The 26,686-nt window shown below is 69.8% G+C and carries 28 protein-coding genes; 12 read left to right on the top strand and 16 right to left on the bottom strand.

Features of this window, described 5'->3' with window-relative positions; all coding sequences use genetic code 11:
* Positions 1-98: 98 nt before the first annotated feature.
* Positions 99-1,700: an amidophosphoribosyltransferase gene (gene purF / locus EIL87_RS26480; RefSeq protein WP_125093265.1), complete on the top strand. Its 1,602-nt coding sequence runs from the start codon at positions 99-101 to the stop codon at positions 1,698-1,700.
* Positions 1,701-1,782: 82 nt separating this feature from the next.
* Positions 1,783-2,895, top strand: coding sequence for a phosphoribosylformylglycinamidine cyclo-ligase (gene purM / locus EIL87_RS26475; protein ID WP_125093264.1), 1,113 nt, complete (start codon positions 1,783-1,785; stop codon positions 2,893-2,895).
* A 594-nt stretch (positions 2,896-3,489) separates the two neighbouring features.
* Here purM and EIL87_RS26470 read toward each other — a convergent pair.
* Complete coding sequence (locus EIL87_RS26470; RefSeq protein ID WP_125093263.1) at positions 3,490-3,678, bottom strand: DUF3073 domain-containing protein; 189 nt, start codon at positions 3,676-3,678, stop codon at positions 3,490-3,492.
* 246 nt (positions 3,679-3,924) lie between these two features.
* Here EIL87_RS26470 and EIL87_RS26465 point away from each other — a divergent pair, with 246 nt between their 5' ends.
* Entirely contained in the window at positions 3,925-4,803 is an 879-nt protein-coding gene (locus EIL87_RS26465) for a hypothetical protein (protein ID WP_125093262.1), read from the top strand.
* A 573-nt stretch (positions 4,804-5,376) separates the two neighbouring features.
* On the opposite strand, the gene EIL87_RS26455 is transcribed toward EIL87_RS26465, so the two are convergent.
* From EIL87_RS26455 to EIL87_RS26435, 5 genes are all read right to left on the bottom strand, one after another.
* Positions 5,377-6,183 (bottom strand): methyltransferase domain-containing protein, encoded by an 807-nt coding sequence (locus EIL87_RS26455; protein WP_125093261.1) that lies wholly within the window; start codon positions 6,181-6,183, stop codon positions 5,377-5,379.
* 94 nt (positions 6,184-6,277) lie between these two features.
* Entirely contained in the window at positions 6,278-7,195 is a 918-nt protein-coding gene (locus EIL87_RS26450; protein WP_125093260.1) for an asparaginase, read from the bottom strand.
* The gene (locus EIL87_RS26445) at positions 7,192-7,752 is read right to left on the bottom strand and encodes an RsiG family protein (RefSeq protein ID WP_125093259.1); all 561 of its coding nucleotides are present in this window, start codon (positions 7,750-7,752) and stop codon (positions 7,192-7,194) included. The genes EIL87_RS26450 and EIL87_RS26445 overlap by 4 nt, the downstream gene beginning before the upstream one ends.
* 211 nt (positions 7,753-7,963) lie before the next feature.
* Positions 7,964-9,106 (bottom strand): CAF17-like 4Fe-4S cluster assembly/insertion protein YgfZ, encoded by a 1,143-nt coding sequence (gene ygfZ / locus EIL87_RS26440; RefSeq protein ID WP_199740615.1) that lies wholly within the window; start codon positions 9,104-9,106, stop codon positions 7,964-7,966.
* Between the two features lie 38 nt (positions 9,107-9,144).
* Positions 9,145-9,573, bottom strand: coding sequence for a Fur family transcriptional regulator (locus EIL87_RS26435; protein ID WP_267898880.1), 429 nt, complete (start codon positions 9,571-9,573; stop codon positions 9,145-9,147).
* A 95-nt stretch (positions 9,574-9,668) separates the two neighbouring features.
* On the opposite strand from EIL87_RS26435, the gene EIL87_RS26430 reads away from it, so the two are divergent.
* The gene (locus EIL87_RS26430; protein ID WP_125093258.1) at positions 9,669-10,523 is read left to right on the top strand and encodes an aminodeoxychorismate lyase; all 855 of its coding nucleotides are present in this window, start codon (positions 9,669-9,671) and stop codon (positions 10,521-10,523) included.
* Positions 10,524-10,656: 133 nt separating this feature from the next.
* Here EIL87_RS26430 and EIL87_RS26425 read toward each other — a convergent pair whose 3' ends face one another.
* Entirely contained in the window at positions 10,657-11,298 is a 642-nt protein-coding gene (locus EIL87_RS26425) for an FABP family protein (RefSeq protein ID WP_125093257.1), read from the bottom strand.
* Between the two features lie 257 nt (positions 11,299-11,555).
* On the opposite strand from EIL87_RS26425, the gene EIL87_RS26420 reads away from it, so the two are divergent.
* Entirely contained in the window at positions 11,556-12,299 is a 744-nt protein-coding gene (locus tag EIL87_RS26420; protein WP_125093256.1) for a class I SAM-dependent methyltransferase, read from the top strand.
* Positions 12,300-12,376: 77 nt separating this feature from the next.
* On the opposite strand, the gene EIL87_RS26415 is transcribed toward EIL87_RS26420, so the two are convergent.
* From EIL87_RS26415 to EIL87_RS26390, 7 genes are all read right to left on the bottom strand, one after another.
* Complete coding sequence (locus EIL87_RS26415) at positions 12,377-12,676, bottom strand: DUF1416 domain-containing protein (protein WP_125093255.1); 300 nt, start codon at positions 12,674-12,676, stop codon at positions 12,377-12,379.
* Positions 12,677-12,711: 35 nt separating this feature from the next.
* Complete coding sequence (locus EIL87_RS26410; protein WP_125093254.1) at positions 12,712-13,551, bottom strand: sulfurtransferase; 840 nt, start codon at positions 13,549-13,551, stop codon at positions 12,712-12,714.
* Between the two features lie 34 nt (positions 13,552-13,585).
* Entirely contained in the window at positions 13,586-14,029 is a 444-nt protein-coding gene (locus tag EIL87_RS26405; RefSeq protein ID WP_125093253.1) for a DUF4395 domain-containing protein, read from the bottom strand.
* Positions 14,030-14,157: 128 nt separating this feature from the next.
* Positions 14,158-14,223: a putative leader peptide gene (locus EIL87_RS28000; RefSeq protein ID WP_363786369.1), complete on the bottom strand. Its 66-nt coding sequence runs from the start codon at positions 14,221-14,223 to the stop codon at positions 14,158-14,160.
* Between the two features lie 91 nt (positions 14,224-14,314).
* Positions 14,315-14,755: a TlpA family protein disulfide reductase gene (locus tag EIL87_RS26400; RefSeq protein WP_125093252.1), complete on the bottom strand. Its 441-nt coding sequence runs from the start codon at positions 14,753-14,755 to the stop codon at positions 14,315-14,317.
* Positions 14,752-15,555, bottom strand: a complete 804-nt coding sequence (locus EIL87_RS26395) for an LmeA family phospholipid-binding protein (protein ID WP_125093251.1) — start codon at positions 15,553-15,555, stop codon at positions 14,752-14,754. Before EIL87_RS26395 ends, EIL87_RS26400 begins: the two co-directional genes overlap by 4 nt.
* Positions 15,552-16,322, bottom strand: a complete 771-nt coding sequence (locus tag EIL87_RS26390) for an alpha/beta hydrolase (protein WP_233576604.1) — start codon at positions 16,320-16,322, stop codon at positions 15,552-15,554. The genes EIL87_RS26395 and EIL87_RS26390 overlap by 4 nt, the downstream gene beginning before the upstream one ends.
* A 210-nt stretch (positions 16,323-16,532) precedes the next feature.
* Here EIL87_RS26390 and EIL87_RS26385 point away from each other — a divergent pair, with 210 nt between their 5' ends.
* The 7 genes from EIL87_RS26385 to EIL87_RS26355 all read left to right on the top strand — a co-directional run bounded on the left by EIL87_RS26385 (position 16,533) and on the right by EIL87_RS26355 (position 24,931).
* Positions 16,533-17,294, top strand: a complete 762-nt coding sequence (locus EIL87_RS26385; protein WP_125093249.1) for a winged helix-turn-helix transcriptional regulator — start codon at positions 16,533-16,535, stop codon at positions 17,292-17,294.
* A 76-nt stretch (positions 17,295-17,370) separates the two neighbouring features.
* Positions 17,371-18,324: a mycothiol synthase gene (gene mshD, locus EIL87_RS26380; RefSeq protein ID WP_407690576.1), complete on the top strand. Its 954-nt coding sequence runs from the start codon at positions 17,371-17,373 to the stop codon at positions 18,322-18,324.
* 221 nt (positions 18,325-18,545) lie between these two features.
* Positions 18,546-19,661: a phosphate ABC transporter substrate-binding protein PstS gene (gene pstS, locus EIL87_RS26375; protein ID WP_125093248.1), complete on the top strand. Its 1,116-nt coding sequence runs from the start codon at positions 18,546-18,548 to the stop codon at positions 19,659-19,661.
* A 175-nt stretch (positions 19,662-19,836) separates the two neighbouring features.
* Complete coding sequence (gene pstC / locus EIL87_RS26370) at positions 19,837-20,790, top strand: phosphate ABC transporter permease subunit PstC (protein WP_233576635.1); 954 nt, start codon at positions 19,837-19,839, stop codon at positions 20,788-20,790.
* Complete coding sequence (gene pstA / locus EIL87_RS26365) at positions 20,787-21,701, top strand: phosphate ABC transporter permease PstA (RefSeq protein WP_125093246.1); 915 nt, start codon at positions 20,787-20,789, stop codon at positions 21,699-21,701. Before pstC ends, pstA begins: the two co-directional genes overlap by 4 nt.
* A gap of 12 nt (positions 21,702-21,713) precedes the next feature.
* The gene (gene pstB, locus EIL87_RS26360) at positions 21,714-22,490 is read left to right on the top strand and encodes a phosphate ABC transporter ATP-binding protein PstB (protein ID WP_125093245.1); all 777 of its coding nucleotides are present in this window, start codon (positions 21,714-21,716) and stop codon (positions 22,488-22,490) included.
* 1,652 nt (positions 22,491-24,142) lie between these two features.
* Complete coding sequence (locus EIL87_RS26355; RefSeq protein ID WP_125093244.1) at positions 24,143-24,931, top strand: crotonase/enoyl-CoA hydratase family protein; 789 nt, start codon at positions 24,143-24,145, stop codon at positions 24,929-24,931.
* A gap of 106 nt (positions 24,932-25,037) precedes the next feature.
* Here the strand turns inward: EIL87_RS26355 and EIL87_RS26350 are convergent, their stop codons facing one another.
* Both EIL87_RS26350 and phoU read right to left on the bottom strand, forming a co-directional pair.
* Entirely contained in the window at positions 25,038-25,880 is an 843-nt protein-coding gene (locus EIL87_RS26350; RefSeq protein WP_125093243.1) for a helix-turn-helix domain-containing protein, read from the bottom strand.
* Between the two features lie 151 nt (positions 25,881-26,031).
* Positions 26,032-26,679 (bottom strand): phosphate signaling complex protein PhoU, encoded by a 648-nt coding sequence (gene phoU, locus EIL87_RS26345; RefSeq protein WP_125093242.1) that lies wholly within the window; start codon positions 26,677-26,679, stop codon positions 26,032-26,034.
* Positions 26,680-26,686 lie beyond the last annotated feature (7 nt).

Below are 26,686 nucleotides of genomic sequence, written 5' to 3'. Positions count from 1 at the left end.
GTGATGAGATGGCTGACACGCATCGGGTGGGGTTCGTGCAGGTTTCACGAGCCTTACACTGAGGTGTAACTCCGGCTCCGTCATCCAGGGAGTTCTCGGTGGTCACCGACCGTCCGGCACATGCCAGCACGACAACGGACCTTCCCTTCCCGACCTTCGACACCCCGGCAGCCCTCGAACGCGATGTTCCGCACGAGGAGTGCGGCGTCTTCGGTGTGTGGGCCCCTGGTGAGGAAGTCGCCAAGCTCTCGTTCTACGGGCTCTACGCCCTCCAGCACCGAGGCCAGGAAGCCGCCGGGATCGCCGTCGGCGACGGTTCCCAGGTGGTCGTCTACAAGGACTTGGGCCTGGTCAGCCAGGTGTTCACCGAGCAGACCCTCGCGTCGCTGCACGGCCACGTCGCCGTCGGGCACTGCCGCTACTCCACCACCGGTGGGGGCTCGTGGGAGAACGCGCAGCCGACGTTCCGCACCACCGGCACCGGCAGCGGCCTCGCGCTCGGCCACAACGGCAACCTCGTGAACACCGCCGAGCTGCTGGACCGCGCCGACGAGTACGGCCGCGTCGACGGCGGCAACCTCTCATCGCCCGCCAACGGTTGCGACCGCGCCACCAGCGATTCCGACCTGGTCACCGGGATGCTCGCGGCCAAGGCCGCGGACATCGGCCTGGAGCAGGCCGCGATGGAGCTCTTCCCCACCGTCTCCGGTGCGTTCTCGATGGTCTTCTGCGACGAGGACACCCTCTACGCGGTGCGCGACCCGCAGGGCGTGCGTCCGCTGGTGCTCGGCCGCCTCGAGCGCGGCTGGGTGGTCGCCAGCGAGACCGCAGCGCTGGACATCGTCGGAGCGTCGTTCGTCCGCGAGGTCGAGCCGGGCGAGCTGCTGGCCATCGACGCCGACGGGCTGCGCTCGCAGTCGTTCGCCAGCCCGAAGCCCAAGGGCTGCATCTTCGAGTACGTCTACCTGGCGCGCCCGGACACCACCATCGCCGGTCGCACGGTGCACGGCACCCGCGTGGAGATCGGTCGTCGCCTGGCCAAGGAGCACCCGGTCGACGCGGACCTGGTCATCCCGGTCCCCGAGTCGGGCACGCCGGCCGCGGTCGGCTACGCCCAGGCCTCCGGCATCCCGTACGGCACCGGCCTGGTCAAGAACTCCTACGTGGGCCGGACGTTCATCCAGCCCTCGCAGACGATCCGCCAGCTCGGCATCCGGCTCAAGCTCAACCCGCTGCGCGAGGTCATCCGCGGCAAGCGGCTGGTCGTGGTCGACGACTCCATCGTGCGCGGCAACACCCAGCGCGCGCTGGTGCGGATGCTGCGCGAGGCCGGAGCCGTCGAGGTGCACGTGCGGATCGCCTCGCCGCCGGTGAAGTGGCCCTGCTTCTACGGCATCGACTTCGCCTCCCGCGCGGAGCTGATCGCCAACGGCCTCGACGACGACGGCGTGCGCCGCTCGGTCGGCGCCGACAGCCTCGGCTACGTCTCGCTGGACGGCCTCATCGCCGCGACCGAGCAGCCCAGCAACCGGCTGTGCGCGGCGTGCTTCGACGGCGAGTACCCGATCCCGCTGCCGGACGACGCGCGGCTCGGCAAGTACCTGCTCGAAGGCCTCGGCGAGGAGCGCGGTGTGGCCGGGCCGGCCGAGCCCGTGCTGCCCAGCGGTTACGGGGCGGAAGACGCGTTGCAACGGCCCTGACCTCGCCGTCGCCGCGTAGCGTTGGCCGTGCCAGGATTGCGCGTCCGGCGAATCGCAAATCGCACTAGATGTGGAGCCAGTCGTGTCCGAAGACCTGATCGCAGGGTCTGCCCAATCCGAAACCCCGAAGGCCACCTACGCCGCGGCGGGAGTGAGCATCGAGGCCGGTGACGAGGCGGTGGAGAAGATCCGCCCGTGGGCTGAACGCGCGACCCGGCCGGAGGTGCTCGGCTCCCTCGGTGGGTTCGCGGGCCTGTTCCAGCTCAAGCTCGACCGCTGGAAGGAGCCCGTGCTGGCCTCCTCCACCGACGGGGTGGGCACGAAGCTGGCCGTCGCGCAGGCGATGGACAAGCACGACACGGTCGGCATCGACCTGGTCGCCATGGTCGTCGACGACCTCGTCGTGGCCGGCGCCGAGCCGCTGTTCCTGCAGGACTACATCGCCGTCGGCCAGGTCGTCCCGGACCGGATCGCGAACCTGGTCAAGGGCATCTCCGAGGGCTGCGTGCAGGCGGGTTGCGCGCTGCTGGGCGGGGAGACCGCCGAGCACCCGGGCATGATGGCGCCCGGCGAGTACGACATCTCCGCCACCGGCGTGGGCGTCGTGGAGGCCGACGGGATGCTGGGGCCGGACAGGGTCCGCCCTGGTGACGTGGTCATCGCGATGGGCTCCTCGGGTCTGCACTCCAACGGCTACTCGCTGGCCCGGCACGTGCTGCTGGACCTGGCCCGGATGCCGCTGGACGGCCACGTGGAGGAGTTCGGCCGCACCCTCGGCGAGGAGATGCTGGAGCCGACCCGGGTCTACGCCAAGGACTGCCTGGCGTTGGCCGCCGAAGCCGAGGTGCGGACGTTCGCGCACGTCACCGGCGGTGGTCTCGCGCAGAACCTCGCCCGCGTCATCCCGCCGGGCCTGACCGCGACGCTGGACCGCGGCAGCTGGACGCCGGACCCGGTGTTCCGGATGATCGCTCAGCGCGGCAGGGTCGAGGCCGAGGAGATGGAGCGCACCTTCAACATGGGCATCGGCATGGTCGCCGTGGTCACGGCTGAGGACGTCGACCGCGCCCTGGCCGTGCTCACCGCCCGCCACGTGCCGGCCTGGGTCCTCGGCGAGGTCGCGAAGCAGCCCACGGTCGAGGGCGCTACCGAGGACGACCGGGTCGTCCTGCGCGGCAACCACCCCCGCTTCTGACGAACGAGGACGAGGCGCGGCACGCGTGGCGTGCCGCGCCTCGTCGTCTCCACCTGGAAGCCCGCCGGTCAGGTCGGTGACCGGTCGACCTGACGCCGGTCAGGAGAGGCTTCTTCCACGCAGCCCGGGCACGCTCGTCGTCGCTGCAGGCAGCGCTCGAGCCCGGTGGCGGGTGCGTGAGGTTCGGCCCTGACCGTGGGCCTGCAAGAAGGGCCGGCGCGTGCGGGCCGCCTCTCGGCGGGTGGCACTGATGGGCTCCAGCCGAACGGTATTCCCAGCAGGCGGTGGTTGGAGCCCGGGGGCACGCGCACGACGCCGGCACCCCTTACAACGAGCGGACCCCGCCGAGGATTCCCGGCGCACCGGCGATCACCCGTTGGAGGGCCGCGTTCGCGCAGCACGAGGGGCGGTGCGGGGAGTTCCCGCACCGCCCCTCGTGTCGCTATCAGGGTGCACGCACACGTGAGTGGCGCCGCCGGTCGCAACCGGCGGCGCCACTCCACGCCGTGCTCCTGTTGGGTCCTGCGAGCTCAGCGACGCACGCCGCCCATCGAGCGAACAGCGTTCAACCGCTGTTCTCGCTGGAGGAATGCGTCAACGTCGACCGTAGTCGTAGTCGTCGTACCCGTCGTCGTACGAGTCATCGCGGTCTTCGCTGGACCACTCGCCGGACTCAGAGGTCGACAGCTCGCGCTGCAGCGCCTCTATGTCCATGGACGGGGAACTGTACTTAAGCTCGCGGGCCACCTTCGTCTGCTTGGCCTTAGCCCGGCCGCGCCCCATGGCTCGACCCCCTCGCACAGGGTGTGCGGGGCGGACAGGGGAAAGCCGGCCCCGCATGATCTCGACAACTTTTCCTGTAACTACCGTACCGTGTCGAGGCGGTTGAACGCGACGTGGTGCCGCGAGTTGGCGGCCGTGTCTTGGGTGATGTGTCCCTCGCTCGATCTGATCACGTCGCCGGGGCGGATCGGACGAGCTCGTGAGTCGCGCGATGGCGCTCCCACCCGACATGACACCATGCTCGCTGTGCCAGAGCCGTTCGTCGCCTACCTGAGGGTTTACGAGCCCTTGTCGTCGTTCGAGCCACCGCTGCGCGAGGAAGTCGAAGCCGCGGTGGAGCGGGGGACCGTGGACCCGTTCGACGCGGGGCAGTGGGAGCAGCAGCTGTGGCTGCGCAGCCAGCTCGCCGCCCCACCCCGGTTGTTGCCCGGGGAGAACGCCAAGGGCGAGGTCCAGGGCTTGGGCGGAGTCCTCGTGCTGGAACCGGAGGACGTGCCCACCGCGCCCGCCGCGACCGTCGGCCCGGGGACCTTGGTGTGCCCGCTGGACGTGCGGGGGCGTGCCGCTGCGGCGCTGGTGGGCTTCCTGGGCGATGCCGAGATCCCGCTGCGCACGGCCGCTCTGGCGGACTCGGCGGAGACGGCGCGCTCGCGCGCGGGCGCGGTGGTCAGCGAGCTGGCCGGTGGCGCGGTGCACGTGTTGTCCTCGACGTGGACGGTCCCGCTGCCCTGGTTCGTCGTGGTGGACCCCACGGAGCGCTGCGTGTTCACCGAGCCCGGACGCCGCCGCGTCTGCTGGCGGGTCGCGATGGCCGATGCCCGTCGCCGGGTGGCCCGCGCGCACTCGGTCGCGAAGCAGTCGATCGGCGAGGACGGCCCGACCAAGATCCTCAAGGAGACGGGCCGCTGGCTGGAGCGCTTCCACCCGCACAGCGCGGTCGAGCTCGACTACGGCGGGCTGGTGCAGCTCATGACTCCGGCCGACCTCGAGGCCGACACCTCGGCGGAGGACGTCCACGCCATCGTCGACGCCATGGAGAGCGACGACGCCGAGGAGGTCGCCGCCCGCTACGAGCAGCTGCGGGACTTCTGGGCAGAATTCGCAGCCAGAGAACAGCACAACTGACCGAGACCCCGACCCCGAACCCGCCCTCCCACCCCGGCACACGCGCACCCCTCGCGGCATCCGGCGTGTCTGGCCAGGTCAAAGCGCTGCTTTGTCAGAATTCGGGCGAAGTTCGAGTCCGCCACCACGGCTTCGAACTTCGCGCGAACTTCGAATGTCCTCCCCCGACGCACACGGGCGGTTCGAGGATTCGGCGTGTCTGTTCAGGTGAGTGGGTTGCTGGTGAAATTCGCGCGGAATCCGAAGGGGAAGTGGGCGGGCATTTCGCGAGGTTGTAGTTGTGGGCCTCGAGTTCGAGTTCTTCGCTTTCCGAAGCCGAAGCCGAAGCCGAAGCCGCAGCCGAAGCCGAAGCCGAAGCCGAAGCCGAAGCCGAAGCCGCAGCCGAAGCCGAAGCCGCAGCCGCAGCTGGTGCTGGAGCCGGGCTGGGGCTGGTGCTGGAGCCGGGCTGGTGCTGGAGCCGGGCTGGGGCTGGAGCCGGAGCCGGAGCCGGAGCCGGGGCTGGAGTCGGGGCTGGAGTCGGGGCTGGGCTGGGGTACTCGGGTGTGTCGTTGCGCGCCTGGCCGTGGTCGAGGGTCAGGGGTGGCAGCGGATCTCGCTGTTGAGGACTCCGAACCAGCCCTGCTCGGTGTCGCGCCAGGCGTGCCAGGCCTCGGCGAGGGTTTCGAGCTCGTCCTCGGTGGTGAGGCCGTAGCCGGTGGCTTGGGTGGCGAAGGCGGACCGGCGGATGCGGTCCGCCCAGAGGTCGCCCCACCACGTGCGTTCCTCGGGGGTGGCGAAGCACCAGGCCGAGGCCGTGCACTCGACGTTGGTGAACCCGGCCTGCAGGGCCCAGGTCTTGAGGTGCTTGCCGGCGTCCGGTTCGGCGTCGTTGCGCCGGGCGACCGAGCGGTAGAGCTCCAGCCAGCGGTCCAGACCGGGGTTGTCCGGGGACCAGCGCATGCCGCCGTAGTCGGCGTCGCGGGCGGCGACGACACCGCTGGGGCGGCACACCCGGCGCATCTCGCGGAGCGCGGCGACGGGGTCGGTGAGGTGCTGCAGGACCTGGTGGGCGTGCACGACGTCGAAGGAGTCGTCGGCGTAGGGCAGCCGGTAGACGTCGGCGACCTCGAACTCGACGTTGTCCAGCCCGCGCTCGGCGGCGCCGGCGCGGGAGATCTCCAGCGGGTCCTCGACGTTGTCGATGCCCAGCACCCGGCCCGGCGCGACGCGCTCGGCGAAGTCCAGCGTGATCGTTCCCGGCCCGCAGCCCACGTCCAGCACCTGGACGCCGGGGCGGAGGTCGCCGAGCAGGTAGCCGGCGGAGTTCTCCGCGGTCCGCCACCGGTGGGAGCGCAGCACGCTCTCGTGGTGTCCGTGCGTGTAGGTGTCCTGGGCGCCCATCGCTCACCATCCCGTGATGTGGGAAATCAGTTCCGCGATATGAGCTTATCGCGGGCGAGGTGCAGGCGAGAACCCCAGAACGGCAGAAGAGCGCTCAGCCCAGGGCGCCGGGGATGAGGCGGACAGAGCCGACCGGGCGTCCGCCGCCGAGGACCGGTTCCTCGGCGAGGTGCTCCAGGCCCGTGATCCCGAGGCGGTCGAGCAGGCCCACGGCGATCGGCAGCCGCGGGCGACCGGCACCGTCGGCGACCTTGATCGCCGCGGCCCGTCCGTCCGGCAGCGCGAAGGCGAAGACGCCCTCGGCGCCGATCTTGCTGATCAATCCCGGCACGGCCGCCATCAGGTAGGTGTCCTGCCGGTCAGTCCCCGCGACCAGCCACGGGTGCTCGCGCATCGCGGCCCCGACCGGTGTGCCGACCACCCGCTGGAACACCCGGGCCAAGCCGGTGAGCGAGATCGCGAACAGCGGAGCGCCGCAGCCGTCGACCCCCGTGCCCGCCAGCGGCTCGCCGGCCAGCTCCACGACGGTGTCGGCGATCGCGACCTGCAGCGGGTGCTTCGGGTCCAGGTGGTCCGCCGTCGACCAGCCGTTGATCACGCAGGTCGCCAGCATCGCGGCGTGCTTGCCGGAGCAGTTCATCGTGATCCGCCGCTCCACCGAGGCGCCCCGTCGCGCGGTCTCGTCCATCGGCAGGTCCGGCGGGCAGCGCAGGTCGTCCTCGGTCAGCGAGAAGCGCTCCAGCAGCGCGGCGACGCGCCGCACGTGGTCCTGCTCGCCGCTGTGCGAGGACGCGGCGAGGGCCAGGTCGGCGGAGGGGAGGTCGAGCCCGCAGCGCAGCATCGCGGTCGCCTGCGCGGGCTTGAGCGACGAGCGCGGGTACATCGGAGCGGTGGTGCTGCCCAGCGACAGCAGTGGTCCACCCTGCGGATCGACCACCACCGCGGAACCGTGGTGCAGGCCCTCTCGGAGTCCACTTCGGACGACCTCGACGAGGGGGACGGGAGAGGTCAACTGCGGTCTCGCTCCTCGGCCAGCAGGTCGTCCACCGAAGCCGCGCCCTCACGGTAGCGGCGGGCGATCTCGGCGTTGAGCCGGTCCACGACCTGCTGGACCTCGCGGCGACGTTGCGACACCGAGTCCTCCTCGGCGGTGTAGGCGCTCAGCGCCTGGTCCAGCTTCTCGTCGGACAGCGACATGACGTCGGAGAGGTCCACGTCCGAGACCAGCGCTTCGACGTGCCTGCGGTGCGCCTCGGCGCGCGAGGGCTCGGTGGCCTGGTAGCGGCCCGAGCCGGTCGCCGGTCCCACGGCGTTGTCGGACAGGATGTTGACCAGCTGCTCGACCACCGACCGGGAGCCGTCCTCGCGCCGGCGGCGCTTCTCAGCACGCACGATGTCGATGCGCGCGTGCAGGACCCGCCGCAGGTAGGACAGGTCGGTCTCCTCCTGAGCGGCCTCGTCCCGCAGCGCGCGCACACCACCCAGCGCGTGCTGTTCGATGCCACTGGTGTAGTCCGGGGACAGGACCCTGTCGATGCGGCGCCGTCCACCCGGGCGGACTTCGATCACGTGGCCATCCTCCGGCAATTCGGTCGAGCTCGCCAACATTTCGGGTGATGTCGTTACGACAACGGTGTGACGCCGAGCGGTCGATCAGCGTTCCCCGTGTTCGTGAACGACCCTGATCGGGCGGTCGGCACGCCTCAAGGCATACCGGCCCTGTCAAATGCCGACGTCACTCGACGCGCCGAACTTGAGGATCGTCAGCGCATCTCACTCCTCAGCGCCCGCGCAGCCGCTCAGCGGCCAGCCGACCGGGTGGCTCACCGGTGTCCGGCGGGACCGAGTCCGGGTCGACCGCCGCGGCCACCGCTCGCTCCTCCGCCGGGTCGCCCGCCATCAACTCCACGTCGACCGGCGCGGAGCGCTTGAGCAGGGCCAACGCCACCGGGCCGAGCTCGTGGTGCTGCACGACGCTGCCCACCCGACCGACCTTGCGGTCGCCGTGGTGGACCGGGTCGCCGGTCTCGGGCGTGACCTCCACCGAGCCGTCCAGGTGCAGCAGCACCATCCGGCGCGGGGGCTTGCCCACGTTGTGGACCTTCGCGACCGTCTCCTGGCCGCGGTAGCAACCCTTGGCCACGTGCGCGGCGAGGTGGATCCAGCCGAGCTCGTGCGGGATGGCGCGGTCGTCGGTGTCCAGCCCGACCCGTGGCCGCAGGGCTTCCACGCGCAGCGCCTCGAACGCCATCGTCCCGGAGGGGCGGATGCCGGCGTCGGTGAGCTTGAGCCACCAGTCCACCAGCGACTCGCGCGGGACCAGCAGGTCGTAGGTCTGCAGCGCGCGGAACGGCACGTTGCGCACGAACCCGCCGCCCGGGAGCCCGCGCACCTCGTAGGCCCCGGAGGGGACCTCGGTGAAGCCGGCGAGGATGCCGGCGGCGTCCGGGCCGATCGCGGTCAGCACCGCGAGCTCGGAGGTGGCGTCACGCGGCTCCACCTTCGACCAAAAGCGCATCGCGTCCAGGTACTCGAGCAGCGTCTGCCTGCCGTCCACGCCGATGGTGGGCAGCGCGCTGGTGGCCTCCGCGCCCTTCTCGGTGTCCAGGTAGACGACACCGTCGTGGTGGGCGACCAGCATGTGGCTGTCCACCCGGCCGTGCGTGTCCAGCACCAGCGCTTCGGTGCCCTGGCCCGCCGGCAGCTCGGTGAGGTGCTGCGAGAGCACCAGGTGCAGCCAGCTCAGCCGCTCCTCGCCGGGCACGGCGATGACCTCGCGGTGCGAGCGGTCCACCAGCACCGCGGAACGCGCGGCCGAGCGCTGCTCGGCGAAGGGGTCACCGAAGTGCCAGGGCACGCCGACGTCCACCGACTCCTCCGGCGCGGGAACCGCGCCCGGCAGGTCCAGCAGGGGTGAAACCATCAGCGCTCCTCGAAGGTCGTGCTCGTGCGACACCGGGTTCAGCCGATGTCGGCTTCCTGGCATTCCCGGCAGGTGCCGGACAACGCCAGGTGCGTGGCGTCGAGCGCGAAGCCGTGCTCGCGGCGCAACCGCTCCGCCAGGTCGTCCATCGTCTCGGTGGCCACCTCGTCTATGCGCCCGCACCGGTGGCAGGCGAGGTGGACGTGCTCGTGCTCCTCGGCCGAGTAGGTCGGCGCGCCGTGGCCGAGGTGCGTGTGCCGCACCAGACCGAGCTGCTCGAGCAGGTCGAGCGCCCGGTAGATGGTCGTGATGTTGATCGTCGGCGCGGTCTCCTGCACCTTCTTGCAGACCTGCTCGGGCGTGGCGTGGCCCAGTTCGCGCACGGCGTCCAGCACCAGCTGGCGTTGCGGCGTCATGCGCATGCCACGTTGGTGCAAGGTGCTGCGCAGCGATCCCTGGTCGCTCAATGCCCGCTCCCGTGCTCGGCGCGCTCGGATGGAAATCCTCTTCGATCGTAACCTCCGGGCGGCACCGCCGGATTGGGACGCTCTACGCTCGCGTCATGCGCGTACTGGCACTTCTGGACGGGACGCTCGCCGACCCCGAGGCCCCGCTGTTCCGGGCCGACGACCTCGGCGTGATGCGAGGCGACGGTTGCTTCGAGACGATCCTGGTCGTCGACCGCGCACCGCGGGAGCTCGGCGCCCACCTGGAGCGGATGGAGCGCTCCGCACGGCTTATGCAGATGCCCCTGCCGGAGCGCGAGGCCTGGGAACGCGCAGCGCAGGCGGTCATCGACGCCTGGCCGTGGGAGTCCGAGACCGAGATGGGGCTCAAGCTGGTCTGCACCCGCGGTGTCGACGGCGGGGACGGCACCCCGCACGGCTTCGCGATGGGCATGGACGTCGGTCCGGAGACCCGGCGCAAGCGGGACAGCGGTGTCGAGGTCGTGACCCTGGAACGCGGGTACTCCTCCGACCTGATGGAACGCGCCCCCTGGTTGCTCCTGTCGGCGAAGACGCTGTCCTACGCGGTGAACATGGCCGCGCTGCGCGAGGCTGAATCGCGCGGCGCGGACGAGGTGGTCTTCACGGCCGACGACGGGGTCGTGCTGGAAGGCCCCACCTCGACGGTCGTGCTGGCTCAGGGGCGCACGCTGCTGACCACGCCGCCCGCCGCCGGAGTCCTGCAAGGCACCACCCAAGGTGCGCTGTTCCGCGCGGCCGAGCAGGCGGGCTGGCGGACCGAGGTGGTCAACTTCCCCACCTCGGCGCTCTTCGATTCCGACGGCGTCTGGCTCGCCTCCAGCCTCCGCCGCATCACCCAGGTGCGCTCCATCGACGGCACCTCGATCAAGGCCGACGACGCGCTGCACGCCGAAGTGGTCGACCTCTACGAATCGAACTACCGAGCCTGAGGTCCCGCGGTCGCGCTGCTCAGCGCCTGCACACGGCGTCGCGGCGTGCTCGTCATGACGCCGCTGCCCCCGGGGCTGTGCGAGGTGCTCAGGTGGGTGGAGAGGAAGCGGCTGCGTTGCTCGCTGGACGTCCTCAGCCGGCGATGCGGTCGAGCTTCGCGGAGAGGCGCGGCTGGATCTCGTGCTCGGAGGTGGCCCGCTCCTCGACGTAGGCGAGGGCGCCGTCGACCACGCCGTAGAGGCGGCTGGCGGCGGTGACGTCCTCGCCGCTCGGGGTGCGCAGCACGGCGTCCGTGCCGAACTCCCAGGTCGTGGTGTTGCGCGGGGTGCCGATGAACAGCTCCGTCACACCGGTCGAGTGCATCAGCAGCAGCTCGATGCTGTCGTCCGGCTGCGGGCGCAGGAAGCCGTACTCGCGGAAGGCCGGCGCGACGACCGTGCCGCCCTCGCCGTCCAGGCGCCAGGCGCGGCTGGCGTACACCAGGAACGGGCGACCGTCGTGGGAGATCGTCACCTGCTGGACGAACCGGTAGGTCTCGTCCATCGACGGGTGCGAAGCCTCGCCCTCGCCGCGCCACACGCCGACCAGAGGCAGCAGCGACAGGCAGGCGTCATTGAGCGAGGGGCCCACCCGCAGGTTCGCGGTGTCGCCCTCGCCCGGGAGGTCGTCGAACTCCGGGACGTTGACGTCCCGGGTGATCTTGGCGCGTTCGGCGGCAGCGGCAACTGCGGCGTCGCCGCTGCCCGGCTGCGGTTCGTTCGGCGTTGCAGTCATCTCCACGAGGCTACAACGAGGCGCTGATCAGTCGTTGTACAGGCGGTACACCACGTAGAAGGCGAACCACATGGTCGCGACCGCAGCGAGTCCGACGAGCGTGACGAGGCCGTAGTGCATGAAGTCCAGGAGTTCCACGCGTGAAGGATAACCACGTCGACGCCCGGTCTGGGTGTGGCGTGCGGCATGATCGGCGTGGTGCGCGGTCGGAGCAGGCCGCTGAACACCAGGAACGTCAGAGCCGGGACGAGGATCACATGGACTTCGAGACGCTGCGTGAGCGCGCGCTGGCCTACCGCGAGGAGCTGCTGGCCCGCAAGGACAAGATCGTTACGGCGGACTTCGGTTGGTACCCCTACGACACGATGGCCAACATCTTCCACCTGGACGCGCTGCTCAGCGGGCCGCAGCGGCAGGTCTTCGACCGCATCGCGGGCACCCGCATCGCCGACATCGGCGCCGCCGACGGCGACTTCGGGTTCTTCCTGGAGGACGAGCTGGGCTGCGAGGTCGACCTGGTCGACAACGCGCCCACGAACTTCAACGGCCTGCGCGGTGCCCGGCGGCTCGTCGAGGAGCTGCGGTCGCGGGCGCAGGTGCACGAGATCGACCTCGACGCCCAGTTCCGGCTGCCCGCCGAGCACTACGGCGCGGTGTTCTTCCTCGGCCTGCTCTACCACCTGAAGAACCCGTTCCTGGTGCTGGATCGGCTGGCCGAGCGCGCCGAGCTGTGCTTCGTCTCGACTCGCATCGCCCAGGTCACCCCGGACGGCACCCGCATCGCCGAGCAGCCGGTCGCCTACCTGCTGGACCCTGCGGAGGCCAACGACGACGCCACCAACTTCTGGATCTTCAGCGAGACCGGTCTCCGCCGCCTCTTCGACCGCACCGGCTGGGACGTCGTGGACTTCACCACGGTCGGCTGCCAGGAGGACTCCGACCCCCGCACCCCGGACCGCGACGAACGCGCGTTCGCCCTCCTGCGCTCGCGGAAGGCGTGAGCCCCGGCAGCAGCCCTCACCTGGGACGACGAAGGGCCGGCACCTCCAGAGGTGCCGGCCCTTCGTCAGATCAGCGATCAGGCGACCGCGATGTCCACCGAGTGCACGCCCGTGCCGCTCGGGGAGACCGTCGACTCGCCCTTGCCGCTGCGGTGCAGCGCGCGGACGGTCCAATCGCCGGGCGCGGCGTAGAACCGGAAGTCGCCCTCCTCGGAGGTCACGACCTCCGCGGTGAACTCACCGGAGGAGTCCAGCAGGCGGACGAAAGCCCCGCCGACGGGCGACTCCCCGGCCCGCACCTTGCCGGCCACGACGACCTGGTCAGTGGCCTCGTCGACCGCGGTTGCCGACTGCTGCGGCGCTCCGCATCCACTCATGACACAAACTCCTTGTTCGGGGATACCGGGGTGGATCAGGCCTCGGACGGGTTCTCGATCGGCACGCCGATCAGAGAGCCGTACTCGGTCCAGGAACCGTCGTAGTTCTTGACGTTCTGGTGGCCGAGCAGCTCGCGCAGCACGAACCAGGTGTGCGACGAGCGCTCGCCGATGCGGCAGTAGGCGATGGTGTCCTTGCTGGTGTCCAGCCCGGCGTCGCCGTAGATCTCCTTGAGCTCCTCGTCGGAGCGGAAGGTGCCGTCCTCGTTCGCGGCCTTGCTCCACGGCACGTTGATCGCGCTCGGGATGTGGCCACCGCGCTGGGCGGCTTCCTGCGGCAGGTGCGCCGGGGCCAGCAGCTTGCCGGAGAACTCGTCAGGCGACCGCACGTCGACCAGGTTCTTCTTGCCGATGGCGTCCACGACCTCGTCCCGGAAGGCGCGGATCGAGGTGTCCGGCTCCTGCGCCTTGTAGGTCGTGGCGGAGCGGTTCGGCTCCTCCTTGGTCAGCTCGCGACCGTCGAGCTCCCACTTCTTGCGACCGCCGTCGAGCAGCTTGACGTCGCGGTGGCCGTAGAGCTTGAAGTACCAGTAGGCGTAGGCGGCGAACCAGTTGTTGTTGCCGCCGTAGAGCACCACGGTGTCGTCGTTGCTGATGCCCTTGTCGGACAACAGCTTTCCGAAGCCCTCGCGGTCGACGAAGTCACGGCGGACGTGGTCCTGCAGCTCGTTCTTCCAGTCCAGCTTGATGGCCCCGGGGATGTGGCCGCCGTCGTAGGCGGTGGTGTCCTCGTCCACCTCAGCGAACACCACCCCGTCGGTGTTCAGGTTCTCTTCGGCCCACTCGGTGGAGACCAGGACCTCTGCGCGGCTCATCGAGCGACTCCTTCGTTGATCTTCGAACTTGACTTCAGTCTGCTGTGGACGCCCCGGCCGGTGCGAACCGGCGGAGCACCAAGTACATCTGGCATCCGAGGCAGTAGCCGAACACCGCGTTCAGCAGTGCCGCTACCAGGGCTAAGGCGTTGGCCACGATGCCGAGGGTGGTCAGCTCCGCCGCGTAGCCGATGGTGGCCACGAGGGCGAAGGCGAAGCCCACCCCTTGCGAGAAGCGCACGGGCGCGGAGTCCTCGCGGTCTTCCGGGGCGACCGGCGCCAGCTTGGGCTGCACGGCGCTCCGGTACAGCGCGCCCCAGGGGTTGAGCTGCATTCCGATGAACGCGCACAGACCGAACAACACCATCTGGGCCGCCATCACGCGCCAGCTCGTGGTGACGAGGCCCAGCGCGAGGATCGCGCTGGTGATCGCCGCTGTGAACCGGACGCCACGCGGATCGAGCGTCGTGGCAGACATCTTCGAAGGCCTCCTGACGATGTGGACTGGGTCTGCCGAGTCCGTCAGGCGGTGGGGCGCACGCCGGCGAGGCCATGAAGGCATGACGAGGCCGTGCTCACGCGCGTACTACCGCCCGGTCAGTGCCATCAACACAGGCTGCTACCCACGCGGCAGAGATCAACCGCGCGCCTTCGGGTCAGCAGTACATGCACGCCTAGAGGCTACCCGGATGGACCGATCGCCGGGAAGAACGTTCATACAGTGGGATGCGGACCTTCGTCACGAGTGGGATGCGGACCTTCGTCACGACACGTGCGGCTCGATGGCTTCGGCGAGGGCTTGCGGCCGGGGGACGCCGCCGACGCGGAAGAGCTCGCGACCGTCGCGGTCGAGGACCAGCGTGGTGGGGGTCGTGTGCACCCGCAGCGGGGTGGACCACTCGGGGTGGTCGGTGAGGTCGACCTCGACGTGCCGGACGTGGTCGTTCTTGCCCGCGAAGTCGGCGAGCAGGATGCGGGTGTGCCGGCACGGCTGGCAGAAGGTCGTCGACAGCTGCAGCAACGTCACCTGCGCGTCCGGGTCGGGCGCGTCGGCGAGCTGCTGCTTGAGGCCGTCCGGGAAGTGGTCGGTCACGATCTCCTCACCCCCGCTGCTGCGCACCTTGCCCTGCCGGGCCTGCCACACCAGGCCGATCACCAGCGCCACCGGGACCACGACCAGCAGCGCGATCACGCCTGGGCTCATCGCGTGGACACCCCGTTCCCGCTGATGGTCACGTTGTCCGCGGTGCCCTCGATGACCAGCGCGCCGCGTTCCGCGCGCACCGCCGTGGGCTGCACCTCGAACGGCAGCATGCCCGGGTCCAGGGTGGTGTTGAACTGCTTGAGCACCGACTGCTCGAAGATCGGCGGCAGGTCGATCGGGCCCAGCGCGCTGTTGTTCAGCTCCAGCTTGCGCGGCTCGATCTCCATCTTGCCGTTGACCAACGCCAGCACCGCGATCACCCGGACCTTGTTGTCCGAGCCCGCGATGTTCACGGTGCCGTCGAGCTGGACCAGCGCCCGCTGGTCGTCGCCGCCCTGGGCCAGCTGCTCGTCGGCCTGACTGACGTTGCCCTCGTCGTCGGCCAGCGCGTCCGGGGCGGCTGGTTCGATGGTCAGGTCCTGGATCCCGATCAGCCGCGCCACGTCGGAGGCCTTCAGCTTCACCCGGCCCACCAGCTGGTCCACCGTGAACTCGTCGGCCGTCCCGGCGATGACCTCGGAGGCGGCGACCTTCGCCCCGTGCAGGTCGGCCTCGATGCCCACCTCGTTGAACGGCCCGACCGGCACGGCGTTGGCGACCAGCTGCACGTCGCGGTAGTTCCCGGCCACGACCTGGGTGAGGAACGGGAAGCCGTTGATCGAGACTTCCGGCTGCTCCGGCAGCTTGAGCTGCTGGCCGACCTTCTTCGACACCTGGTACTCGGCGACCGCGGCCGAGCCGAAGTCGGCGGCGACCAGGAGGCCGATCACGAGGACGAGCGTGATCGCGAGCTTCTTCACTCCGCGCGTTCCGTTCTGTCGGGGCACCGGCGGTCCGACCGGGCACGATCGGGTGGCACCACCATATCCACCGCCCAGGCCACGATCCGGTCCACCAGCTCCGGCGACGTGGAGCTCTCGGCGTGCCGCATGCCCTCGACCAGCCAGAACTCGGCGTCTCCCGCCTCGGCGAGGGCGCGCGCGTCCGTGGGTGGGAAGTAGTGATCCTCGGCACCGTGCACGACCAGCCGCGGGATCTCGACGCGGGTCACGAGTTCGAGCGGCGAGATCGGAACCCGAGGCCACGGAGGCGCGAGCCGCACGCCGAGCAGCCGCGCGGCCAGCCGGCCGTGGGGTTGTTCGAGCAGCCAGTGCACCCGGCGCATCGCCGGCGTCTCGCGGACGAACCAGCGCGCCGGGCTGCTCACCGAGATCACGGCGTCCGGCGGGGTTCCCAGCGCGGCTTGGCGGAGGACCACGGAGCCGCCCAGCGAGAACCCGATGGTGACGACCCGCTCACACCCGAGCGACCGCAGGTGCGCGACGGCGGCGTCGATGTCCATCGCCTCGTTCGGCCCCACGGTGGTCCGCCCGCCCGAACGGCCGTGCCCGCGGAAGTCGGTCGCCAGCACCGGTCCGTGAGTCGCCAACCGCTGCAGGACAACGCGCACGCTGGGCTTGCGGATGTGGTTCGTGAAACCGTGGCCGACGACGAAACCCAGGGGCGCGGGCAGCCCGGGACCGGGGTCCAGCACACCGCGCAACCGCGTACCGTCTTCTGCGCGCAACGTGACAGCCCCATCGCGAAACGTGGGCGAAACACGAGGTCGCCTGCTGTTCACAAATGTGACGCCCTCGGCGGGACCTGGGTTTTTCCGGCGCATGTCGGTTATTCTCCTTGGCATCCACAGGCAACGACGCCGAGTCATCCGACCACTGCGGGTGACGCCCGAGCCACGGCCCTCGGCTGTTCGCGCCTGGAGATGGAGGCCCCCCAGATGAGCTCCGAACTGCTCCTGCTGACCGGTGAGTCCGATTGCGACGCGGTCCTGCCGTCGCTGGCCCTGCTGCCGCACCGAGTCCGAATCCTCCCCGCCGACCCCGGAGCCATCCTGTCCGGGGGTGCCCACGACGTCGTCATCGTCGACGCCCGCACCGACCTGGCGGGCGCCCGCGACCTGTGCCGCCTGCTCTCCGCCGGTGACGTCCCGGTGATCGCCCTGGTCAACGAGGGCGGATTGGTGACCGTCAACGCCGAGTGGGGCGTGGACGACATCCTGCTGCCGAGCACCGGCCCGGCCGAGGTCGACGCGCGGCTGCGGCTGCTGGTCTCGCGGCGCAGCAGCGCCTCCTCCGGCGGTGACGGCTCGCTGACGGTCGGCGACCTGGTCATCGAGGAGGCCACCTACACGGCCCGGCTGCGGGGGCGCGCGCTCGAACTGACCTACAAGGAGTTCGAGCTGTTGAAGTTCCTGGCCGGTCACGCGGGCCGGGTGTTCACCCGTGCTCAGCTGCTGCAGGAGGTCTGGGGGTACGACTTCTTCGGCGGCACCCGCACGGTGGACGTCCACGTCCGGCGGCTGCGCGCCAAGCTGGGCCCCGAGCACGACGCGATGATCGGCACCGTGCGCAACGTCGGCTACAAGTTCGTCCGCCCGAACCGCGGCGGCACGACCTCGCCGGTGGCCGCGGAGGTCGCCGAAGCCGCCGAGGCGGAAGCGGCAGCGGAGTCCCTGGGGCGGTCGAACGTCAACGCTTGACACCGAGTTCGACGGCCGAAGCCCCCGATCATCGGATCGGGGGCTTCGTCGTGCTCGGGTGGGTAGGGTCAGAGGCGTGCAGCTGACTTGGCGGAACGGACTGGACGAGGGCGAGCTGGCCGAAGTGATGGCCCTGCTCGAGGAGACCGAGAAGGCGGACGGCGTCGCCCCGGTCGGCGAGCACGTGATCCTGCGGCTCAAGGCGCACCGCGACGTCGTGCACCAGATCGAGCCGGTGCAGGCCGACGTGCGCTCCGAGCACTTCGTCCTGCGCGACTCCGGGGGCGCGCTGATCGGGTACGCGCACCTGGACACCGAGCACGAGCCCGACGCCGGCCAACTGGTCGCCGAGCTGGCCGTGCACCCCGACCACCGCCGTCAGGGCGCGGGCACCAGGCTCGTGGAGGCGCTGCTGGAGCGCGCCGAGCTCGGCACCGATCCCGACATCGACACCGGCCGGCTGAGGACCTGGTCGCACGGCGAGCACCCGGGTGCGGTGCGGCTGGCCGAGCGCTACGGCTTCCACCGGCCGCGGGAGCTGTGGCGGATGGGTCGTCCGCTGACCGAACCCGAGCTGCCCGAGGCGCCGCCACCGGAGGGCGTCACGCTGCGCACCTTCCGACCGGGCGAGGACGAGGCCGACGTGGTGCGGGTGAACCACCGCGCGTTCGTCTGGCATCCGGAGCAGGGCGACATGACCGAGCAGGACCTGCGCACCAAGGAGCAGGAGGACTGGTTCGACCCGGCGGGCTTCTTCCTCGCGGTGGACGCCTCCGGCGAGCTGCTCGGCTTCCACTGGACGAAGGTGCACCCGGACGGGACGGGCGAGGTCTACGTCGTCGGCGTTGACCCGCACGCCCAGGGCGGCGGCTTGGGGAAGTCACTGACCGTGGCCGGCCTGCGGCACCTGCGCGACACCGGGCGCAGCCACGTCATCCTCTACGTCGAGGCGGACAACGTCCCCGCGGTGAAGGTCTACCAGCGGTTGGGCTTCGCCAAGCTGGACAGCGACGTGCAATTCGGGCGCTGACCGCGGAGCTGCGCTGAGTCACGGCAAGATCGGAACCTCCGCCTCGATTTCGCCCGTTGGAATGTGGTTCTGCTTACTCAGTGTGCCTTGTTCACCTTCCGTTCACTTCGATGGCGAGGACAGGCCACCCTGGCTGCTTAGCGTCGCCCCCAGCGGAACCGAGCACGAGCGTGCACGCTCGGCCGCGACCCGCAAGCTCGTCCCTTGGGTGGAGGACCGAAGTGAGAATCAAGCGGCACAGCGCTGCATGGGCCGTCTTCGCTGCGGGCGCGCTTGTGCTCGCCGGCTGCGGTACGGACTACAACATCCCGGAGGGCGGCATCAACCCCGCGCTCGCCGGGTTGCAGGTCGACTGCGGCACCAAGCCGGTCTCCGGCGAGGGATCGTCGGCGCAGAAGAACGCTGTGGACGTCTTCGCCCGCGACTACGGCATCAAGTGCCCCGACCAGACCGTGAACTACACGAAGTCCGGTTCCGGCAAAGGCGTCGCCGCCTTCACCGCCGGACAGGTCGACTTCGGCGGCTCGGACTCCGCGCTGAAGGAGGAGAAGGGCGAGGTCGCCGAGGCGGCTGCGCGCTGCCAGGGCAACCCGGCCTGGAACATCCCGATGGTGTTCGGCCCGATCGCGATCTCCTACAACCTCCCGGGCAACCCCGCCCTGACCCTCACCCCCGACGTGATCAGCAAGATCTTCAAGGGTGAGATCAAGAAGTGGGACGACCCGGCGATCAAGGCGTTGAACCCGAACGCCCAGCTCCCCGGGATCGAGATCGTGCCGTTCTACCGCTCGGACGAATCGGGCACGACCGAGAACTTCCAGAAGTACCTCAAGACCGCGACGGGCGGGGCCTTCACCGGTGAGGGCAAGACCTTCCAAGGCGGACAGGGCGTCGGCCAGGGCCGCGACGGCTCCGACCAGGTCGCGCAGTCGGTCAAGGCCACCGAGGGTGCCTTCACCTACGTCGAGTGGTCCTTCCCGAAGAACCTGGGCCTGGGCGTCGCCAAGATCGACAGCGGCTCCGGCCCCGTCGAGCTCAGCACCGCGAACGTCGGCCGGGGCATCGAAGCCGCCGAGATCGAGGGCGAAGGCCACGACCTCAAGGTCGACCTCAAGTCGATCTACGGCAACAAGTCCCCCGGCGTCTACCCGATCGTGTTGAACACCTACGAGATCGTCTGCTCGAAGGGTTACGACCCGGAGACCACCAAGGCGGTCAAGTCGTTCCTCACCGTGGCGGCCAACGCCGACCCGGAGGACCTCGAGAAGTCGGGTTACGTCCCGCTGCCCGAGTCCTTCAAGGGCAAGGTCCTGGAAGCCGTCAACGCAATCTCGTGAGCGTGACCGGGGCCGCTCGAGATTCGTGCGGACCCCCTGGTCCACCGGAGAAGATGAGAGGCTGCGAATCGCAGTGACCGACTCGACGAGAACCGAAGCGCGGCCCGCGAGCACCAGCGGTGCCCAGCGGGACGCCTCGGCGCATTCCGGACCGGAGGCTCCCATTTCCGCTCCACTGAAACCCGCGGGCAGAACCTCCCGACTCGGCGACAAGCTGTTCTCCTCGCTCGCCACCGCGTCCGGGGCGTTCGTGGTGGCGGTGATCGCGGCCATCGCGATCTTCCTGCTCGTCCGCGCGGTCCCCGCCCTGCAGGTGAACCAGGTGAACTTCCTGTTCAGCAGGGAGTGGGACACCGGCGACCCGAACGACATGAGCTTCGGGATCATCGACCTCGCGTGGATCACCGTGGCCAGCTCGCTGGTCGCGCTGGTGATCGCGATGCCGCTGTCCGGCGGCATCGCCCTGTTCCTCACCCGGTACGCGCCGCGGATCCTGGCCCGCCCGTTCGCCTACGTCGTCGACCTGCTGGCCGCGGTGCCCTCGGTCGTCTACGGCCTCTGGGGCTTCCTGGTGCTGGGGCCGTTCCTCAAGCCCGTGGCGAACTGGCTGAACGAGAACCTGGGCTGGATCCCGATCTTCGCCCAGGGCAACATCAGCCAGGTCGACTCCGGCGCCAACGTCTTCACCGCCGGGATCGTGCTCGCGGTGATGATCATCCCGACGATCACCGGTGTGACCCGCGAGGTCTTCTCCCGCACCCCGGCCGCGCAGATCGAGGGTGCGCTCGCCCTCGGCGCGACCCGCTGGGAGGTCATCAAGACCACGGTGTGGCCCTTCGGCCGCAACGGCTTCGTGGGCGGCTCCATGCTCGGTCTCGGCCGCGCCCTGGGCGAGACGATGGCGCTGACCATCATCCTGAGCGGCACCTCCGCGGCACCCGGGTACAGCATCTTCGACAGCGGGGCGACCTTCGCCTCCAAGATCGCCCTCGGGTCCGCCGAGTTCAACAACAACCTGCAGGTCGGGGCCTACATCTCGGCCGGCCTGGTGCTGTTCGTCATCACCTTCGCAGTCAACGCGCTCGCGCGCTGGATCGAGAGCGCGGCCGGCGCTGAGGGGAAGTCATGAGGACCGACGCCGCCGACGTGGAGCAGCTCGCCACCGCGCCGGCCTTCCAGAGCATCGGCTTCGGCCGGAAGTTCAAGGACAACCTGGCCACCGTCCTGTTCGCGGCGGCCTTCGTGATCGCGGTCATCCCGCTGCTGTGGGTGCTGTGGACGCTGTTCGAGCGCGGCCTCCGGCCCCTCCTCAGCACCGTGTGGTGGTCCCACTCGTTCAAGGGCCTGCTGCCCACCGACTTCGGCGGCGGCATCTACCACGCCCTGGTCGGCACCGTCTTCGAAGGCCTGGTCTGCCTGGTCTTCGCGGTCCCGCTCGGCGTGATGGTCGCGATCTACCTCGTCGAGTACGGGCAGCAGTCGAAGCTGGCCAAGGCCGCCACCTTCATGGTGGACATCCTGAGCGGTTTGCCGTCGATCGTGGCGGGCCTGTTCATCTACGCGCTGTGGATCACCACCTTCGGCATGACCCGCAGCGGCTTCGCGGTGGCGCTGTCGCTGCTGCTGCTGATGCTGCCGGTCGTCGTCCGGGTCACCGAGACGATGCTGCTCATCGTGCCGAACGAACTGCGCGAAGCGGCCTACGCGCTGGGCCTGCCGAAGTGGAAGACCATCGTGCGGATCGTGCTGCCGACCGCGCTGTCCGGCATCCTCACCGGCATCATGCTCGGCCTGGCGCGTGTGCTCGGTGAGACCGCACCACTGCTGATCCTGGTCGGGTACTCCTCGGCGATCAACTTCGACCTCTTCAACGGGGAGATGGCCTCTCTCCCGCTGACCATCTTCATGGAGCGCAGCACCGGAACCGCGGCCGGCGACTACCGGATGTGGGGGGCGGCGCTGACCCTCGTCCTCGTCATCATGCTGATCAACCTCGCTGCCACCGGTCTGTCCAAGATCTTCGCGATCAAGACCAAGTAGGGACTTCTCGACATGGCCAAGCGTCTCGACATCAAAGACCTGAACCTCCACTACGGCAAGTTCCACGCCGTGCAGGACGTGACCCTGCAGGTGCCCGCCCGCAGCGTCACCGCCTTCATCGGTCCCTCCGGTTGCGGCAAGTCCACCGTGCTGCGGTCGCTGAACCGGATGCACGAGGTCATCCCGGGTGCCCGCGTCGAGGGCAAGGTGATGCTCGACGGCGAGGACATCTACGCCGACGACGTCGACCCGGTGCAGGTCCGCAAGACCATCGGCATGGTCTTCCAGCGCGCCAACCCGTTCCCCACGATGTCCATCCGGGACAACGTGGTCGCCGGCCTGAAGCTCGCGGGCGAGAAGAACAAGGCGCACCTGGACGAGGTCGCCGAGAAGGCGCTGCGCGGCGCGAACCTGTGGGAAGAGGTCAAGGACCGGCTCAACAAGCCGGGCGGCGGCCTCTCCGGCGGTCAGCAGCAGCGCCTCTGCATCGCCCGCGCCATCGCGGTGCGCCCCGACGTGCTGCTAATGGACGAGCCCTGCTCCGCGCTCGACCCGATCTCGACCCTGGCGATCGAGGACCTCATCGCGAACCTCAAGCAGGACTACACGATCGTCATCGTCACCCACAACATGCAGCAGGCCGCCCGCGTCAGCGACCAGACCGCGTTCTTCAACCTCCGCGCGGTCGGGGAACCCGGCCAGCTGGTGGAGATCGACGAGACCGGGAAGATCTTCTCCAACCCCGCTCAGAAGGCCACGGAGGACTACATCTCCGGCCGCTTCGGCTGATCCTCGTTCGGGTTCCCCGTGGGTGAGCCGCGATGTCGTGCGGGCGAGCCTCCGGCTCGCCCGCACTGAGGGCCTGGTGGTCGTCCTGCAGAACCCGGTGCGGCTAGGGGGAGATCCCCAACGCCTTACGGGTCCTGAACCTGCCACGACTGTCCTGCCCAAAGAACCTCCGCGAGCCCACGGCGGTGCCGGTTGCTCAGCCGGTGCGACGCTGTCACTTCGCCCGACGCGCCCGGGGCCGCTCCGTGGTCTCCGCCGTGTCTGCCCTGTTCCGAGGCCTGCAGTTCGAACTTCGCGCGAACTTCGACTGAGCGCTAGGCGCAGCCTGCCCCGAGAAGGTCGTGACCCTCTCAGCCCGACCAGCGAGTGCGCATCCTGAGCCGGAGCGTGTCTGTGCAGCGCAGAGCGTTGGTGTGCGGGGGGCCTTGTCGAACTTCGCGCGGATTTCGACCGGGCGGGACGGTGTTTCGCGCGAGGAGGTTGTGACCATCGCCCGCCGTGCCCGGGTGCTTCGTGGCCCCCGGTGTGTCTGGCCTGGTCCGAGGGTTACCGTTCGAATTTCGCACGGAGTTCGAGCGAGGGCTGGGCGCAGCTAGGCGCGAGAAGGTCGTGACTTCTTCGGCCCCGACACGCGACGGCGGATCTTGAGGCCGAGTGTGTCTGTGCAGCGCAGAGCGTTGGTGTGCGGGGGGCCTTGTCGAACTTCGCGCGGATTTCGACCGGGTGGGACGGTGTTTCGCGCGAGGAGGTTGTGACCATCGCCCGCCGTGCCCGGGTGCTTCGTGGCCCCCGGTGTGTCTGGCCTGGTCCGAGGGTTACCGTTCGAATCTCGCACGGAGTTCGAGCGAGGGCTGGGCGCAGCTAGGCGCGAGAAGGTCGTGACTTCTTCGGCCCCGACACGCGACGGCGGATCTTGAGGCCGAGTGTGTCAGTGCAGCGCAGAGCGTCCAACCTCGCGCGGGTTTCGACCGGGCGGTGCGGTGTTTCGCGCGGAGAGGGTGATGCCACCGCCCGACGCGCCCGGGGCCGCTCCGTGATCTCCGCCGTGTTGGGCCTGCTCCGAGGCCTCCAGTTCGACATTCGCGCCAAGCTCGAGTGTGGGGCTGTGCGCGGCTTGGCGCCTGGTCGCAACTTCCTGTTCCCGGACGCGCGAGGGCGTTCCCTGAGCCCGGACGTGTCTGTGCAGCGCAGAGCGTTGGTGTGCGGGGCTTTGTCGATCTTCGCGCGAGATCCGACGGGGCTGGACGTTGCTCGTGCAGGGCGGCGCCGCCGTGGTCGGGCTGACGCGCGGGGGTGTCGGGAACTCCGGCGTGCCTGGGCTGCTCCGAGGGTTACCGTTCGACATCCGCGCGAAGTTCGAGTGGGGGTTGTGGGGGGGAACGTCGCTTGGCGCAGTGGCTTTGGGGGCACGGGTGGAGCTTGTCGCCTTCGGCTGCGTTGGTGCGCTCGTTGGGTGGTGGCGGTTGCTCGTCCGTGTTGAGCGATGACTCCAGCGTCCCTGCGTGCTGTCCTGCTTGAGCGGACGGCGTTGTTGCTTTCCGGGGTGGGATTCGGTCGACTGGGAGTGATCAGCCGGGCCGGCCGGGGAGGGTGGGGCCGGGGGTTCTCCGGCGTGCGTTGCGGGAGCCGTTGTGGAACCAGGAGGCGGAGGCATGACGACGCAGTACGAGTCGATCCGGGTGGAGACGCGGGAGCGGGTGACGACCGTGGTCCTGGCTCGCCCTGAGCGCCGCAACTCCGTCGACGGTCCGATGGCAGCGGAACTCGCCCACGCCTTCAAGGCGTTCGACGCCGATCCCGACGCCGATGTCGCCGTGCTCCACGGCGAAGGAGGCACCTTCTGCGCCGGGGCGAACCTCAAAGCCTTGGGCACCGACGAGATGAACGTGCTCAGCGAGGACGGCGACGGACCGATGGGCCCGACTCGCCTGACCTTGTCCAAGCCCGTCATCGCCGCTGTGGAAGGCCACGCGGTCGCCGGCGGCCTGGAGCTGACCCTCTGGTGCGATCTGCGCGTCGCTGCGTCCGATGCGGTGTTCGGAGTGTTCTGCCGGCGCTGGGGAGTGCCGCTCGTCGACGGCGGCACCGTCCGGTTGCCGCGGTTGATCGGTACGAGCCGAGCCCTGGACATGGTTCTGACCGGCCGGCCGGTGGAGGCGGCGGAAGCGCTCGACTTCGGGTTGGCCAACCGCGTCGTCGAACCGGGGAGCAGCCGTGAGGCCGCCGAATACTTGGCGCGGCAGCTCACCCGGTTCCCGCAAACCTGCCTGCGCAACGATCGCCGGTCGGTGCACGAGCAGTTCGGCCGCTCGGAATCCGAGGCCATGGCCTTCGAGTACGCCGTCGGCGTGGAGTCCTACACCAGCGACGGCGTCGGCGGGGCAGCTCGCTTCGCCTCCGGCGAGGGTCGCCACGGCACCTTCTCCCGGCCCGAACCCTGACAAGCGCTGTTGTGCAGCAAGTCTCGCGCGAGCAGAAGAGGGCCTCGCTGCAGGAGGCCCTCTTCCACGTCGTCCCGGGGTCGTGCCGGGCCGAGGGTGCAGGTCCTCACTGCGCTGGGAGCTCGTCCGCCACCGCAGAGATGAAAGCGCTGGAGTCCTTGGGGCCCAGGGCGCTCGTGCACACCTGCTCAAAGGCCTTGAGGTAGTCGGCGGTGTCGGCGGCCTTGTCCAAGAAGCGGGAGTTGGCCGAGTCTCCCAGGTGGACCACCTGCGGATCCGCCTCGTTGGCGAAGGAGAACACCGCCGCCCGGTCGCCCATCAGCGGGTGGGCACCGACGACGAACGGCAGGACCTGGATGGTGACGTTGCGCCGGTAGCCCAGCAGCACCAGGTGCTCCAACTGCTGCCGCATCACGCCCGGGCCGCCCACGCAGCGCCGCAGCGCGGACTCGTCGAGGACCGCCCAGAGCTCCAGGGGCTGCTCACCCAGCAACCGCTGCTGCCGGGTGGAGACCACCTGCAGGCGCTCGGCGATCTCGTCGTCGGTGAACACCTGCGAGTCGGAGGTCAGCAGTGCGCGCGTGTAGTCGGTGGTCTGCAGCAGCTCCGGCAGCGGGTCGCTGCCGAAGCAGCTGACCGCCTTCGCGGAGGTCTCCAACCCCAAGTAGGTCTGCAGGCCGGGACGCTGCGCGGTGCTCGGGTACTGCTGCCACCAGCCACGCTGCTTGGAGTCCTGGGCCAAGTCGATGAGCGCCTCGAGCTGATCGCCGGACGCGCCGTAGAACTCGGCCATCAGGCGCACGTCGGAGGTGCGCACCGGAACGCGGCCCAGCTCGATCTGGCTGATCTTGCCCTGCGAGCAGTCCAGGTGGGCGGCGACCTCCCGGTGCGTACGGCCGGCGATCTCGCGGAGGCGCCGCAGTTCACTGCCCAGTCGACGTCGGTGCACGGTCGGACTCTTACCCACCGCGCCCCCCATCGGTACGAGTTCGGTCGCTTCTCACCCGAAAGAGGATGGCACACGATGATCACAACATCGAGTGCTGAGACCGACTATTAGTACTTTCCGCACCAGATCGCCGTTGACCAGCGAGGACGGATCAACGGGACGGCATCTTTCCGGTCACGATGAACTCGACGCGGCGGGCGACCGCGACGGCGTGGTCGGCGAAGCGCTCGTAGAAGCGGCCCAGCAGCGTGACGTCGACGGCCGTGGCGACCCCGTGCTCCCAGTCGGGGCTCATCAGCACGGTGAACAGGTGCCGGTGCAGGTCGTCCATCTCGTCGTCGATCTCTTCCAGCAGCCGCGCGGCCTCCACGTCGTGGGTGCGGATCACGGTGCTGACCTGGTTGGCCAGCTTCACCGCGATGCGGCCCATCTCGGCGAAGTAGGCGGAGACGTCGTCGGGCAGCACCGCGTTGGGGTGCCTGCGCCGGGCGGCCTTGGCGACGTGCAGCGCGAGGTCGCCCATCCGCTCCATGTCCTCGGCGGCGTGGATGGTGGCGATGACGCTGCGCAGGTCACCGGCGACCGGGGCCTGCAGCGCCAGCAGGCCGAAGGCGTACTCCTCGGCGCGCGAGCGGGCCTCGTCGACCAGGGCGTCCTCGTCGATGACCTGCTCGGCCAGGGTCAGGTCGGCCTCCAGGAGCGACTTGGTGGCCCGCTCCATCGCCGTCCCGACCATCGCCGACATCGAGGCGAGAACGTCGGTGAGCATGCCTAGCTGTTCCTGGTAGACCTCGCGCATGTCACCC

Source organism: Saccharopolyspora rhizosphaerae, from assembly GCF_003931915.1.
In the GTDB taxonomy this organism is placed as follows: Bacteria; Actinomycetota; Actinomycetes; order Mycobacteriales; family Pseudonocardiaceae; genus Saccharopolyspora; species Saccharopolyspora rhizosphaerae.
The sequence above is the reverse complement of the archived record's forward strand: the minus strand, read 5'-3'. Positions and strand labels throughout refer to the sequence as shown.